Annotated in this window: 10 protein-coding genes and 1 tRNA gene; 6 read left to right on the forward strand and 5 right to left on the reverse strand. The window is 59.3% G+C overall.

Going from position 1 to position 13,422, the window contains the following annotated elements:
• Positions 1-87 precede the first annotated feature (87 nt).
• Positions 88-858, forward strand: coding sequence for an HD domain-containing protein (locus tag BMIN_RS00435; protein WP_026647603.1), 771 nt, complete (start codon positions 88-90; stop codon positions 856-858).
• Between the two features lie 54 nt (positions 859-912).
• Here the strand turns inward: BMIN_RS00435 and BMIN_RS07905 are convergent, their stop codons facing one another.
• Entirely contained in the window at positions 913-2,220 is a 1,308-nt protein-coding gene (locus BMIN_RS07905) for an ATP-binding cassette domain-containing protein (protein WP_022861676.1), read from the reverse strand.
• Complete coding sequence (locus BMIN_RS00445) at positions 2,217-3,611, reverse strand: ABC transporter permease (RefSeq protein WP_022861675.1); 1,395 nt, start codon at positions 3,609-3,611, stop codon at positions 2,217-2,219. The genes BMIN_RS07905 and BMIN_RS00445 overlap by 4 nt, the downstream gene beginning before the upstream one ends.
• Before the next feature lie 398 nt (positions 3,612-4,009).
• Here BMIN_RS00445 and BMIN_RS00450 point away from each other — a divergent pair, with 398 nt between their 5' ends.
• Positions 4,010-5,470, forward strand: a complete 1,461-nt coding sequence (locus BMIN_RS00450; protein WP_022861674.1) for an Nramp family divalent metal transporter — start codon at positions 4,010-4,012, stop codon at positions 5,468-5,470.
• Between the two features lie 65 nt (positions 5,471-5,535).
• Here the strand turns inward: BMIN_RS00450 and BMIN_RS00455 are convergent, their stop codons facing one another.
• Positions 5,536-6,273 carry a metal-dependent transcriptional regulator gene (locus BMIN_RS00455; protein ID WP_022861673.1) on the reverse strand — a complete coding sequence of 246 codons (738 nt, stop codon included), beginning with the start codon at positions 6,271-6,273 and terminating at the stop codon, positions 5,536-5,538.
• Positions 6,274-6,446: 173 nt separating this feature from the next.
• Here BMIN_RS00455 and BMIN_RS07910 point away from each other — a divergent pair, with 173 nt between their 5' ends.
• Positions 6,447-7,973, forward strand: a complete 1,527-nt coding sequence (locus BMIN_RS07910) for a polysaccharide deacetylase family protein (RefSeq protein WP_022861672.1) — start codon at positions 6,447-6,449, stop codon at positions 7,971-7,973.
• 98 nt (positions 7,974-8,071) lie between these two features.
• On the opposite strand, the gene BMIN_RS00465 is transcribed toward BMIN_RS07910, so the two are convergent.
• The gene (locus tag BMIN_RS00465; protein ID WP_022861671.1) at positions 8,072-8,848 is read right to left on the reverse strand and encodes an SDR family NAD(P)-dependent oxidoreductase; all 777 of its coding nucleotides are present in this window, start codon (positions 8,846-8,848) and stop codon (positions 8,072-8,074) included.
• Positions 8,849-9,937: 1,089 nt separating this feature from the next.
• Between BMIN_RS00465 and BMIN_RS00470 the strand changes: the two genes are divergently transcribed.
• Positions 9,938-10,237, forward strand: coding sequence for an ATP-binding protein (locus BMIN_RS00470; protein ID WP_238565550.1), 300 nt, complete (start codon positions 9,938-9,940; stop codon positions 10,235-10,237).
• A 254-nt stretch (positions 10,238-10,491) separates the two neighbouring features.
• Here the strand turns inward: BMIN_RS00470 and BMIN_RS00475 are convergent.
• A tRNA-Ser gene (locus BMIN_RS00475) sits at positions 10,492-10,576 on the reverse strand.
• A gap of 266 nt (positions 10,577-10,842) precedes the next feature.
• On the opposite strand from BMIN_RS00475, the gene BMIN_RS08450 reads away from it, so the two are divergent.
• Positions 10,843-12,888 (forward strand): GH25 family lysozyme, encoded by a 2,046-nt coding sequence (locus BMIN_RS08450; RefSeq protein WP_156097287.1) that lies wholly within the window; start codon positions 10,843-10,845, stop codon positions 12,886-12,888.
• A gap of 26 nt (positions 12,889-12,914) precedes the next feature.
• A complete protein-coding gene (locus BMIN_RS07915) occupies positions 12,915-13,409 on the forward strand; it encodes an IS3 family transposase (protein ID WP_051913475.1) in 495 nt (164 codons plus the stop codon).
• Positions 13,410-13,422: the final 13 nt, after the last annotated feature.

Genomic DNA, 13,422 nt, shown 5'->3' on the forward strand with positions numbered 1-13,422 from the left:
CGACGCGGCCCGGGGCGTCGGATGCCGGCGCCCGTTCGCATTCGTCGGAAGGCGAATCGCGGGGTTCCGCCATCTAGAATGATGGCCATGACTGGTTACATTCCCACTATGGAGCAGGTCGACGAGCTTCATAGGCGCATCTCGCCATCCGATGCGGCCTACGATCTGATTCACACCCACTGCGTCATCGTCGCGTCCATTGCGCGCAGCCTCGCACGGAGGCAGAACGCGCTTTTCATGCGGCGCTGCACGCTTCCCGGGAACGCCCCCGAGCGTGGCGGAAGTCTGGCCGAGGCGTGCGCTCCCGCCACGGAGGGAGGACGGGTCGTGCCGGTTCCCCCGACCGATGGCGTGACCGGTGGAACGATTCCTCCGTTCTACCTGGACGAGCGGATGGTGGTTATAGGCGGATTGCTCCACGACATCGGCACCTATCGCGTCCTGGCCCATAACGGGTCCGACGGCGAGCCGCTGAGCTTCGATGGACCCCGGTATATCCTTCATGGGCTTCTCGGCTACGAGTATCTTATCGATCAGGGAGTGGACGAGTCGATAGCGCAGTTCGCCCGCAACCATACGGGCGTGGGTCTGACGCGCGAGCAGGTGGTGTCGCAGAATCTCCCGCTTCCGCCCGACAACTATTCGCCGATGAATCTGGAGCAGGAAGTGGTGATGGTCGCCGACAAGTACCACAGCAAATCCATCCCCCCGAGGTTCCTCACTGCGGAGGCCTACGCACGCAAGGCCGCGCGGTACGGGGAGGACAACAGGAAGGCGTGGATGGATCTGGTCCGAAAATACGGGGTTCCCGACGTCGACTCGCTGGCGCGTCATTATGGGATGGCGGTATCCCGGTAGCGGGCGCCGCCATCCCGGCCAATCGGAATGGCGGCTAACTAATCGGAATGCCGGCTAGTCGAGATACTTCTGATCATCCGTCGCGTCCAGAACGTCGTCATCGGCCGTCACCACGATCACGCATCGGGGTTCCCTGTCATGGGCGAGCGACCGCAGCAGATCCAGAACGGCGGTTGACTCCTCGGGTTGCAGGCCCGTGGTCGGCTCGTCGAGGATGAGGACCTCCGCGTCACAGCTGATGGAGCGTGCGATGGCCGTGAGGATCCGGGCGAACGGGTTCAGCTCGCGAACCGGCACGTATCGCGAGGGGTTCTTTCCATCGGGGTCGGATGTCGCGCCGTCGAATCCCGCACGCGTGAGAAGCTCGTGGGCGATGGTCTTCTTGGGTTTGAGGAAGGTTCGGTTCGAGGCGTCCATCGCATAGACGATGTTGTCGACCGCGGTCAGATCGTCTCTCAGAAGATATCGACGGGTGACGACTCCCAGGCGATGCCCGCGGATCTCGGTCGGATCGAGCTCGGCAAGATTCGCGCTTTTCATCATCACGCTGCCCGATGTGGGGCGCTTCAGGCCGCAGGCGACGGACAAGACGGCCTCGTGCTGTTCGGTGTCGCCCTCGTCCACGCCGATCGCGTAGAGGTTCCCCGAGTAGAACGAGAGACTGACGTCGTCGAGGACGTGTCGTCCCGTCGATTTGTTCGTGAGGACCACATCCCGCAGGGAGAACGTCGGATACGACCGGAGGAGGACGTCGTCCTCGGCCCGGTTCCCGTCCTTGGTGGCGACGTCTTTGCCCCTGTCCACGGCGAGCGGGTCGACGGGCGTCTGATCGTCGTCGTTTTCGTCGTCGTTTTCGTCGTCCTCGTCGTCGGTGTCGTCCGTCCCGGTGTCGTCCGTCCCGTTGTCCGTCGCCGCGCCGTCGTCGTCGACGTCAGCATCGGAATCCTCGTCGGAATCCGGATGCGAGGGTGTGATGGTGACGGTCGCGGTGTCTCCCTGCGGCTCTTCCGCGTCGGAACCATCGGTGGCCGTGGCGCCCGGATCGTCGTCGAAGACGATGGTGAACGTGACCTTCGTCGCGTCCTTATCCTCATCCTCCGTCGCGTCCGTCGTCACTGGCTCGGTGGCCGGCTCCTCCGTGTCTTCGGTTGAGTCCTGCGTCGTCGAGTCCTCTGTCGCCGGAGTCTTCTCGGCGGAGGTTTTCTCGGTCGAGGATAACGCGGGCGTCCGGGGCGTCGCGTCCGTGTCCGCGGACGGCTCCGTGGCTGTGGATGGCTCCGTGGCTGGTGTGGTGGCGGGGGTCAGCTCGTCGTTGCTGCCGGTGTTGCTGCTGTCGGTATCGTTGCTGCTGTTGCGATTCATCGCGCCTCCTCCTTCGGTGTCGGTGTTTCGTCCGCGTGCTTGTCCGTGACGGCCGCGGTTGTGGCGGTGGATGGCGCCGGGGTGTGGACGGGGGGCTTGACCAGTGTGGATTTCCTCAGGGTGATGACGGGAATCGTCGACACGATCGCCAGGGCGACGCACGCCGCGAATCCGCATCCGAGGATCATCCATATCAGGGTCGAGTGCATGGGGGTGCTGTTGGAGGTGAGGGACATTCCCACGCCCGGAGTCGCCACGCCTCCGATGAGGGTTCCGAGGGCGAGTCCGAGAATCGTGGGGATGAGGGACTCGACCATGAACTGCCAGGCGATTCGTCCGCGTGAGACGCCCACGAGCATGGCGGTGGCGATTTCGCCGCGGCGCCGGATGATCGTCAGAATGGTCAGAACGAGAAGGATAAGCCCGCCCGCAGACCATACGACGATTCGTGTCGTCCGCATCCGCGAGGCCCATTGCGTCAGGGGCTGTATCCCGGTCTCGTACTTCTCCAGGGACGGCGAGGTCACCTCATACTTCCTGGGGAGCTTCGCCTTCTTCACCGCCTTGACGAAGGAATTGTAGTTCTTGACGCTGTTGAGCTGGAACATGATGTTCAGATCGGGGATGGACCATCCCTTGCCGTCCGATATGTCCAGTCCATTGACGCCGAAGGTGTAGTAGGTGGAGTAGATCGCGTTGTCGCGGTTGTCCTTGGCGAATTTCGCGTCGCTTCCCTCGCCTTCCTGGGCTGTGCCGACGTATTCGTAGATCCCCCGGACCTTGAGCTTGTACGTCTTGCTGGAGTCCGTGGGATTCGCGACCGTGATCGTGCTGCCCACCTTGAGGTTGTTCTTGGACGCGACGGCCTGCGAGATGAGGACGCTGCTCTTGTCCTGACCCTTGTAGTTGAGATGCTTGCCGGACACGATTTTGAACCGACCGAAGTCATTGCTTTGGGCCGCTTCGAGCGTGTAGAAGCTTCTCCAGGTCAGATCCCCGCCGGTTTTGTCGGCGCTGGTGCTCGTCGACGCCTTGATGGCCTTGATCGATGAGCTCTGCCGAACCGGTATGGTTTCGGTGAACGTGTAGGAGAACTCGACATTCGCTGATTGCACCGCGGTCGCATAGGTGGTGTAGTTCTCCCACGACAGGTGGTTCTTCGTCCAGGAGGAGTCCGCGCCGTTGCGGGTGGAGAGCGTTTTCTGCGTCGGCCTGATGACGGCCGTGGGCTTCTGCGCATTGTATGTCGTGGTGCTGGCGGTGTGCGCCGCGTCGATGACGGAGTTGGAGAAGATCGTGAGGGAGGCGATGGCGACTGCGGTGATGGCCATCGCACCGGTGCGCCATCCGTGGCGCACGAGAGTTGCCGATGCGTTCTTGAGAACGAACATGCGGTGCCTTTCCGGTTAAATGCGGGAACATTGCGTTACATGCCCATCGCCATCCCCTGCGGGGCGCACTATGGGCGTCTACGTCCTATGTATGGTATCTCGCCTCATGCTGAGTCGTTTCTGCGGTCTCGCTGAACAGGAGCTGGGAAGGCGGTCGCGGTGGCGCTTCGCGCGAGGTCGACTCGTCGGAATTGATGGAATCGCGACGAGAAGCGAGGGGATGATTCATGGTCGTTTCCCGCGGCGGGACGCGCCGTCGGGTATTTCCTCCGGTAACATTGAGGCAATAAACTTCTACCCCTAGAATATAAAAGTTCGCACCATGAAATATGATTCGTAGGTTGCGGGCCGGCGACACGATGACTGGCGCGCAGATTACGGGAGGTAGGACGGAGACGATGAATGACCATGGGAACGTGGAGGCTGACGCGGTGGCATCCGATGCGGGATCCGCGGTCGATGTGAGAATGACGGGACCTTTTGCGCGCGGAGGACGCCCGCGTCGGAAGACCTCGCTTATCGAGACGGCGAACGGCCTCTCTCTGGGGGAGATCAACTCCACGATCCACGTCCCTTCGGAGCATCGAGGCTTCTGGCGGAATCTGCTGGCGTTTTCCGGACCCGGAGCGTTGGTGGCCGTGGGGTACATGGATCCGGGCAACTGGATAACCTCCATCGGCGGTGGGGCCGAATACGGATATCTTCTGATGTCGGCGATCCTGCTGTCGAGTCTGATCGCGATGATGCTGCAGTACATGTCCGCAAAGCTGGGGATCGTCACGGGTCTCGATCTCGCCCAGGCGACGCGCGCGCATACCGGCCGCCGTCTCGGATTCGTGCTGTGGATCAGCACCGAACTGGCCGTGATGGCCACCGACATCGCCGAGGTGATCGGCGGGGCCATCGCGTTGAAGCTGCTGTTCGGCATTCCGCTTCCCTGGGGCGTGGCGTTGACCGTGTTCGACGTCCTTCTGCTTCTTCTGCTCATGCAGGTGGGCTTCCGCAAGATCGAGGCCATCGTCGCCACTCTCATCTGCGTGATCCTGGTGGTCTTCCTCTATGAGGTGGCCGTGGCCGGTCCGGATATGGGGGCGGTTATGGCGGGATTCGTCCCGAACTCGCAGATTCTGGGAAACGGACAGCTGACGATGGCATTGGGCATCGTCGGCGCGACCGTCATGCCCCATAACCTGTATCTGCATTCCTCCATCGTGCAGACGCGCGACTACGATCGTGACGACGCATCCCAGGTGGACAAGGCGGTCCGCTTCGCCACGTGGGATTCGAACCTTCAGCTCGGTCTGGCGTTTCTGGTCAACTGCCTTCTGCTGATGCTGGGCGCCGCGATGTTCTTCGGACACGGCGACGGTCTCGGCACCTTCACCGCGCTCTACAACGCATTGGGAGACTCATCCATCGCGGGGCCCGTCGCCAGCGGGATCCTAAGCACCCTGTTCGCCGTCGCTCTGCTCGCCTCGGGACAGAACTCGACGATCACCGGCACTCTCACCGGGCAGATCGTCATGGAGGGGTTCATCCGCATGCGCATTCCGCTGTGGCTGCGCAGGGTGGTCACCAGAGTCATCTCCATCATCCCGGTGCTGATATGCGCGATTCTTTTCGGAGGCCGGGAGTCGGCCCTTGACAGCCTGCTGGTCTATTCGCAGGTCTTCCTGTGCGTGGCGTTGCCGATCTCCATGGTCCCTCTTGTCGCGTTGACATCGTCCAGGAAGATCATGGGCAGGCACGCGAATTCGCTGTGGATGACGATCATCGCATGGATCGTCGTCGTGGTCCTCACCGCGTTGAATCTTCAGCTGGTGGTTCAGGACGTCTCGCGGCTCGTCGCCATGCTGTGATCGTCCGTGGCCGCTGCGATCGCCGTTCCTCTCCTGAACGTCATGCGGCTGGATGTCCGTCGCTTCTAGGATCGGCGGTTTTCCGGCGAATCGACGGACGTTCCGGTGGGCGTCACGCGAATCTGGATGCCTGCCTCCGCGTCGAGAGCGATGGGATCCTCCAAAGGCGTCGTCGTTGCGGAGGTCGGATCATGACGGGCGATGATCGTGGTCGCGTGGGATCGGGGAGGGCGGGCCCCGATAAGGACCTCCGACCCGATCCCTATGCCCTGCTGATCGAGATATCGAAGAAGCTGCGGATCCTCATCACTTACCCTGTCGATGCGGACGATGGTCCGTTGCGGGGCATGGGTCAGGGGGATTGAGTGGGTTTCGGGAAGCGTTCCGTCGGCGTGCGGGATGGGATCCCCGTGCGGATCCGCTTCCGGGTGGCCAAGCAGCGCGTCGATGCGGTCGATCATCATATCCGAGGCGGCATGCTCCAGCGCGTCGGCCTCCTCGTGGACCTCATCCCAGCGGTATCCCAGGGTCTCCACGAGAAAGGTCTCCAGCAGTCTGTGGCGCCGGACCATGACGAGCGCGCATGACTCGCCGACGTCGGTCAGCTCGATCGTCCCATAAGGAGTGTGCGTTGCGTATCCGCCGGACACCAGACGGGCGACCGCCCCGGATACCGTGGACAGCTTCACGCCCGCCTTTTTCGCCAATTCAGAAGGCGACGCGGCCTCGCCGCTCCATTCGCGAAGATCCCAGAGCACCTTCAGATAGTCCTGGGCGTTGGTCGAGAGGTCACGTAAAGGCATAGGGGCCATTCTAGTTGGATGGAGGCGCTTGCGGTTGCGAATATCTTGGGACATGATCCCGGGGAATCTCGCGGTGCGGTGACGGATGGTCCATCGGGGCTTGCTAGTAATCTCGATGGAGCGAGAGGAAGACACGTTTCCGGTGAAAAGATGGTGTTTGGCGAGGAAGTGCGATGATAGGTCGACAGGGCGCTGACGGTGATTCCGGGGCAACACATGGCGGGGCCGACTCCGTTGAGGGTCGGATCGGCCAGAAGGAGGGCCAGACCGACCAGAAGGGACGCGCATCCGAGGAGGCGCTGAGTGCGGTGGACATCGCGATTCTTGGTCAGGATTCCCCGCGACGGCATCTTCCTCGGTGGCCGTGGATCATCCTGCTCGTGATTGTCCTTTTCGCCAGCATATTCGGTGTGCTGATATGGAAAAGAACCGAACATAATTCCGCGCTTCGCGACTGCCGTGATGCCGTGGGGACAAGCGTGCGCGCGCGGGCGCGACTGCGGAAGACGCTGGACTCGATCGCGTCGACCTCGGCGTCCGTGACGTCGAAGCAGGTGTCCGACGGGAAGGTCGTCGATGATCTGCGGACGGAAGTGGCCGCCGCGTCATCGGTGATGGGGTCGAACGGAAAGAAGAGCGTCGACGAGCAGTGCCCGGTGGAATCCTCGACGGCGTCGCTGAAGTCCTCGGCCGTGAGCGCGGCCAAGAGCTCGCGTGCGATGACGCAACAGGAGAAAAGGGTTCGTGCGGCATCGGCCGCCGTGATCGCCGGACGGGACGCGAAAACCCTCGTCGATGCGCAAGGCAGCCTGTCCGCGCTGGTCACCGCGGCCACGACGCTTCTGGACTCGGCCGAGGGGCAGACGGCCGAAACGGAATACCGGGATGAGCTGTCCACGCGGATCACCGCGGCGCAGGATCTCGTCCGGACGAAAGCCGGCGACGTGTCCGCCAACGATCTGGCCGAACGATGCCGCGACGGCGTGACCTCGCTTCAGGCCGCCATGGATGACCTGAGCGCCGCCATAACGCAGCAGTCGGGAATCGATTGCGACGTGCTGAAATGCGTCGCGCTGACATTCGATGATGGCCCCAGTGCAGACAATGACGTGAAGCTTCGTGATGAACTCGAGAAACTGAAGGTCAAGGCGACGTTCTTCATGATTGGGAGGAACGTCACGTCGACGACGTCCGCGAACATCTCACGCGATACGCAACTGGGCAACATCGACGGGAATCATTCGTGGGACCATCCCCAGCTCTCGACGTTGAGCCGGTCCGCGATCGGCTCCGAGCTGTCACGTACGGATGCGGTCATCACGGCGGCGGGCGGACGCCGGTCCGGGCTGCTCCGGCCTCCCTACGGAGCATGGAACGACGACGTCCGTGAGGTGGCAGCGCAGCAGGGGGACGCCATCATCCTATGGAACGTCGATTCGGAGGATTGGAAGTCGCGTGATGCCAAGGCCACGACGGAGAAGGTGCTGGGATCGGTGTCGGCGGGGTCGATCGTGCTTCTTCATTCGATCCATGCCAGTACCGTCCAGGCGATTCCCGATATCGTTTCGGGGCTGCGGTCCAAGGGCTATGCGCTGGTGACGGTCCCGCAATTGCTGGGTGGCGCTCCCAAGCCCGGATGGGTCTACTACAGTCAGCATGACATGATCCATCGGGGTTCCACTCAACAGGTTGACAACTGAACGGTGGAGAACTGAACGATGGAGGGTGATCGGCGATCCGCGCAGCGGCGCTCCGTGCATTGGGGAATCCGGCGTTATGTCGTCCGGATCCGCGTGCCCTAGTCCGTATATCTCAACGCCCAGGCGGCGATTCGAAGAACCACGATGGTTGGCACGATGATGCTCAGCCCCGTGACGATATGGTTGGGGATCCCCGGGACTATGCGCCGTCGGCCGCGCATCATGCCTCTGTAACCAGCCTGCGCCACGGATTCGGCGTCCATGACGTTCCGCGCGAACACCCGGGTGCGACCCATGTCGGAACGTTCCGCAAAGTGTGTGCTCGTCGGCCCGGGACATAGCGCCGTGACGGTGACTCCCGTGCCGCGCAGCTCCTCCGACAACGCTTCGGACAGACTGAGCACGTACGCTTTGGTCGCGGCGTAGACCGCGCCGAAGGGGTTGGGCATGAAGGCGGCGATCGACGCGACGTTGAGGATGCGGCCGTGTCCGCGCGTCACCATTCCCTCGGCGACGATCCTCGCCAATGCGGTGGGGGCGGCAACGCTGACGTCGATCATGGACCGTATGCCCCGAGGATCCTCTTGGATGAAAGGTCCCGTCATGCCGAATCCGGCGTTGTTCACCAGAACGTCGACCGGTTCGTCGGCCAGACGTCGGCAGACCGCATCCACCTGGGTGTGGTCGCTGAGATCGGCGACGATGTACGAGAACCGCCCCCGCGGATGGCGTTCGCTCAAGGTCATGCATTGCGCTCGGAGCGTTTTGACGTTGCGCGAGACGAGGATGAGCGCGTCCCCCCGATCCGCGAAGAGGTCGGCGAACGCGCTTCCGATTCCCGATGTGGATCCTGTGATGACCACGGTCCTGTTCATGGGCGTGCCTCGGTTCTTTTGTGTCGCAGGGAACGCGGGCTTGCGTTCCATCGGTTATGTAAGAGCGTAGCTGCATAAGAGTGTTGCTGGCTGGCGGGGATTGCGCCCGGTGGGGTTGCTCTGCAGCGCAGTGTATCCAATCATCAATCTTTACATTACTTCGGTCCGTTTTCATTCTGGAAATGCAGGCAAATAAAAAGAAAATCAACCCGTACCGGGAAGTTGCCTGCTGGGTTTGTAATGACGCCATTGTCACTTAATTGGTCTTTGAGAAGTGGGCTTTCTCTGAATTCGGTGACTCTTCTTCTGAATTCAGAGAAGGATTGCACGATTCAGAGAAAAATTCAGAGATTCAGAGTGGGCGGCTGCGAATGGTACATGAATACGGCAGAGAAACTTTGTTCAAAGAGTTCAGAGTGGTCTGTGGTCTAAAGGGTCTTTCAGATTCAAAACCGGTAAAAGCGGTTGCAGTCCTCGTCTGCGTAAGATCATCACGTCCTACCAGTCTGGTGATCGTAATCTCCTCGAACTTGAGGATGAGGAACTGGAGGAATCGTCGCAGCGTCTTGTTCCGATGAATGAGGCGGTTGTCAGATTCTTGTCGGCACTGACCGTAGGACTGTTCTCCTCAATGGTTCCTGAATTTGATGAAAGGGCTTTCATGGAGGATTCGGTCAATGCGTTGGGGCACAGGGAATAACGATGAGTCTGGAAAACGCCGGAGATCAGCTGCGTATGTTTATTCGCATTAGACCGGTCATCTTTTTATTGGTCATCTTTTAGCGGGAGGTAGTGGGAACCTAGTGGTCGTGGCTACTGGTTGAGCGAATAGTATTGATGGGGGTCGCGCAACGCAGAGCCATGCCATTCCAAGATGCCTTTATCCACAAGGTCATGGAGTGTTGCGCTCGCGAGCTTGAGGCTTCGTCCCGGACGCGTGGCGAGTTCCTTCCTCGTAACCCTCTTCTCGGAGTACGCGAGCTACGCCGCCACGATCTCACGTTCGTTGGGGCCTCATAAGAAGCGCTACTATTACATTAGTTCGTTCGTTTTTACATTAGTTGGGGGCTTCATTAGTTGGGGGCTTCTATGGTTTATCGCCCGGAAGAAGTGGTCAACAAGGTCCAGAGATTGCTGGCTGATGTGGAGACGGAGGTGGTGGAGTACAGGTCCGCTAAGAACAATTTCGATCTTGATGATTTGGGGAAATATTTCTCCGCCCTGAGCAACGAGGCCAATCTTCGTCATGCCGACGCTGGCTGGCTTCTTCTCGGAGTGCACAACGACCGGACGACAGTATATGCAGTGCTCTTGACTGCAATTCCAGCCGCAATCGGCAACATTCCTCTCCGTAGTTACTCGCGCTTCTTGGTTCTTGATCAGTCCTGATTTTGCATCAGACCTCCGCTGAAGATCTGTGTGATTCCCTAAGAAGCTATCCGATCTGGTCGCGATGGGATTGATCTGAACCGCAAGATTCATCTACCATGTCTAAAAAATAGTAAAATCCGGAAAAGACGATGGATCACGCGGACAACGGAGAAGTAAACAACCGTTAGTGCATGAACCGTAGAAAAGGATCCAGTCGGATCGGCTCAACGTAAACGTGAATCGTTGGAATACCAACAATCCACGTCTGAGGGCGGAGGATACGAGATTCGAACTCGTGAGGCTGTTACACCAACACGCTTTCCAAGCGTGCGCCATAGACCACTAGGCGAATCCTCCATTGTGCATGACGCAACTCCGTCAGAGCACAACTCGAGAAATAATAGCACGGGGAGGGGAGAAGCGGTACTCGGCGTGGCGAAAGATATACCCACGCCTGCACCGTGTAAACCTATGGAAAAATCTGCATGTGAGGAACGCAAGGAACTAAAGGTATGCTCATGACAGAGGCGTCGGGAAGATGACGGTAAGGATGTCTAGGAGTTTCCAGTTTCCCGTGGTCATCGCGCAATCGGAACCGCAGTAGGTATGTAGGAGACGAAGTCATGCATCCCATTTATGGCGTAGTCGGCGTGTTAATGACGGTGCTGTTCCCGCTGTCATCAATCGGGTCATACGGTGTCCTCTGGACGCAAAGAGCAGATGACGGAACTTCTGAATCCACCGGGGTCGTCGTCAACGGCGACTCGGAAGTTACTGGAGCACAAGAGGGGATATCGGCTGACAGTATGCCCGACAACCCCAATCAGCGTCTGCCCCTCACTGTGAGTGGATCGATACCCAACAGTGCGACAGCCGTTTCCGACGACCTCGCAGTGCTGAAGAATGGAGAGATCAGAAATCTGTCCACGGGCGCTTCCGTAACCGACTCCAAGATTGTTGGGACATCAACTACTCCACCAGATCCATTGGCAAAAACCGATGGCTCGTCGTTCATACCGACTTCGGTTCACAAGGTACGTGCGGCAATGAAGAAAAGTGCGAGTCAGGCGGCATCCGGCACCGTTCGGCAATCGGCCTATATTTCCTATGGCCGCAATCAGACCACTTCCGTTGCGTGGACGAGCAGCGAGTATGGTGCATATTGGGGTTCTTATAATGATTCGCAGGCTTTTTTCGGCGCTTCTGGCGATCTGTTCGCGCAGCAAGCCAATCATGTGATTGATGTGTCGCAATGGCAGGGAACTATAGATTGGTCCCGTGCCAAGGCTGCCGGCGTTCAAGGGGTGATTATCAGAATCGGCTATGGATGGGGTAATGACTTCGACACTCAGGCGTTGCGAAATATCCGAGAATGCAAACGACTGGGGATTCCGTTCGGCATCTATCTGTACTCATACGCCTACGACACCCCGACGGCTTCCAATGAGGGTTCGGATGTCGTCAGCAAGTTGCGCTCAGCAGGTGTCAGCCCAGACGATCTTAGCTATCCGGTATTTTACGATCTCGAGAACTGGACGTGGACGGGGCATACTCCTCCCACATCATCGGAGGTATATGAGGGCATGGTCAATGCGTGGTATGCCCAGCTGCAGGCCGCAGGCTATGACAACCTTGGCGTGTACTCGTATGTCAACTATCTCCAGCATGAGTTGAATTCCTCCGCACTACACGCGAAAACCCGATGGGTGGCGGATTATGGGTCCGAATTGCCATTTCAATTCACTACCAACGATCGCGGTTGGCAATACTCGGATCAAGGGAGTATTGATGGCATTTCCGGTACGGTCGACGTCAGTGCATTTGGCAATGGCCAATATCGTGCGTCGACGGATGTCGCGCAGTATTCATCCGTGTCTGTCCCTGATGGCACTTATTACATCAACTCCTTCGCCAAGGATTCCTCCGGCGTTGATATTACGGGCGGGGGCATTGATGATGGCGTAAGGACGGAACTGCATCAGTCAAATTCAACGACTGAGCAACAGTATCGCTTCACGCGACAGGTGGATGGCTCATACACCATCATCAACGTGAACTCAGGCAAGGCTTTAGACGTTTCGGGGGGTGCCGCTGGTAACCAGGCCGTCGTGCAACAGTGGGCGCCGAATGGCACGGATGCCCAGAAATGGTACATTCGTGATTCTGGCGAAGGATATTATATTCAGTCGGCATTAGGTGACTGGGTTCTGGATATAGCTGGTGGATCCTTGACGGATGGCACGTCGATCCGTCTGTATGCCCCGAATGGCACGGATGCCCAGAAGTTTCTCCTTTCCTCCGCGACTGCGCAAATCCCTGTAGACAAGGGGGCTGCGGACGTTTTCTTGGAGATTGAACGAGAGGATTCTATGTTCAGTCAAGAGGAGCGTGGTCGTGCCGTGGAGTTGTATTTCTCCACTGATATGACGACCCAGCAGGTCGCGGAGCATCTGGGTTATCCCACCCGTCAGTGTTTGGAACGTTGGCTGCATGAGGATCCGCGGTATGCCGATGCCATTGCCAAGCCGATCATCCCGTTCTCCAAGCGGGTGAGAGCCGTACGCCTGTGTCTTGCCGGTCTGCAACAGAAACAGGCGGCGGCGCAATTGGGTATCAGCCAGCCGTGGTGCATCATTGGATGGTCTCGTATCGTGAGAAGGGTCTGGTAGCAGTGCAACCTAGGAGGAGGACCACGATGACGGAGAAAGACAAGCCCAGAATCCGCCCTGTTTCTGATGATGTTGGTGAGCTACGCCGTCGGGTCGAGGAGCTTGAACTGGAGAACGCGTTGATGCGGGAGGTGGTCGACGTGGTAAAAAAAGACCCAGGCGCCAGCCTGAGGCGCCTGTCGAACCGGGAGAAGACCAGGCTCATCGACCGGCTTCGCCCGATGTTTTCACTGAACTGTTTGACTCGCAGGCTGATGATCCCCTTGAGTAGCTACCATTATCATCATGCCCGTGCCGGGCATGACAAGTACTCGGATATCCGAGTGCGTATGAGGGCACTGTTCAAGGAGTCGTCCTCACGCTACGGCTACCGTCGGCTCCACCACGCTTTGGATCTGCGTGTATCCGAGAAGATCGTGCGCCGGATCATGAGAGAGGAAGGGCTGGTGGCTCGTATCCCCACCGCAGGCGTTACACGCTCCTACCGGGGTGACGCACCACGCCAGCCCCGACAACCGTGATCAACCGGGATTC

The sequence above is a fragment of the Bifidobacterium minimum genome, from assembly GCF_000741645.1.
GTDB lineage: Bacteria > Actinomycetota > Actinomycetes > Actinomycetales > Bifidobacteriaceae > Bifidobacterium > Bifidobacterium minimum.

Excerpts from the sequence above, each read along its gene's own strand:
- BMIN_RS00465 (WP_022861671.1), bottom strand. The coding sequence starts at position 8,848 with ATGAACAGGACCGTGGTCATCACAGGATCCACATCGGGAATCGGAAGC.
- BMIN_RS00445 (WP_022861675.1), bottom strand. The coding sequence starts at position 3,611 with ATGTTCGTTCTCAAGAACGCATCGGCAACTCTCGTGCGCCACGGATGG.
- BMIN_RS07910 (WP_022861672.1), top strand. The coding sequence starts at position 6,447 with ATGATAGGTCGACAGGGCGCTGACGGTGATTCCGGGGCAACACATGGC.
- BMIN_RS00435 (WP_026647603.1), top strand. The coding sequence starts at position 88 with ATGACTGGTTACATTCCCACTATGGAGCAGGTCGACGAGCTTCATAGG.
- BMIN_RS00455 (WP_022861673.1), bottom strand. The coding sequence starts at position 6,273 with ATGCCTTTACGTGACCTCTCGACCAACGCCCAGGACTATCTGAAGGTG.
- BMIN_RS00450 (WP_022861674.1), top strand. The coding sequence starts at position 4,010 with ATGAATGACCATGGGAACGTGGAGGCTGACGCGGTGGCATCCGATGCG.
- BMIN_RS00470 (WP_238565550.1), top strand. The coding sequence starts at position 9,938 with ATGGTTTATCGCCCGGAAGAAGTGGTCAACAAGGTCCAGAGATTGCTG.
- BMIN_RS07915 (WP_051913475.1), top strand. The coding sequence starts at position 12,915 with ATGACGGAGAAAGACAAGCCCAGAATCCGCCCTGTTTCTGATGATGTT.
- BMIN_RS08450 (WP_156097287.1), top strand. The coding sequence starts at position 10,843 with ATGCATCCCATTTATGGCGTAGTCGGCGTGTTAATGACGGTGCTGTTC.
- BMIN_RS07905 (WP_022861676.1), bottom strand. The coding sequence starts at position 2,220 with ATGAATCGCAACAGCAGCAACGATACCGACAGCAGCAACACCGGCAGC.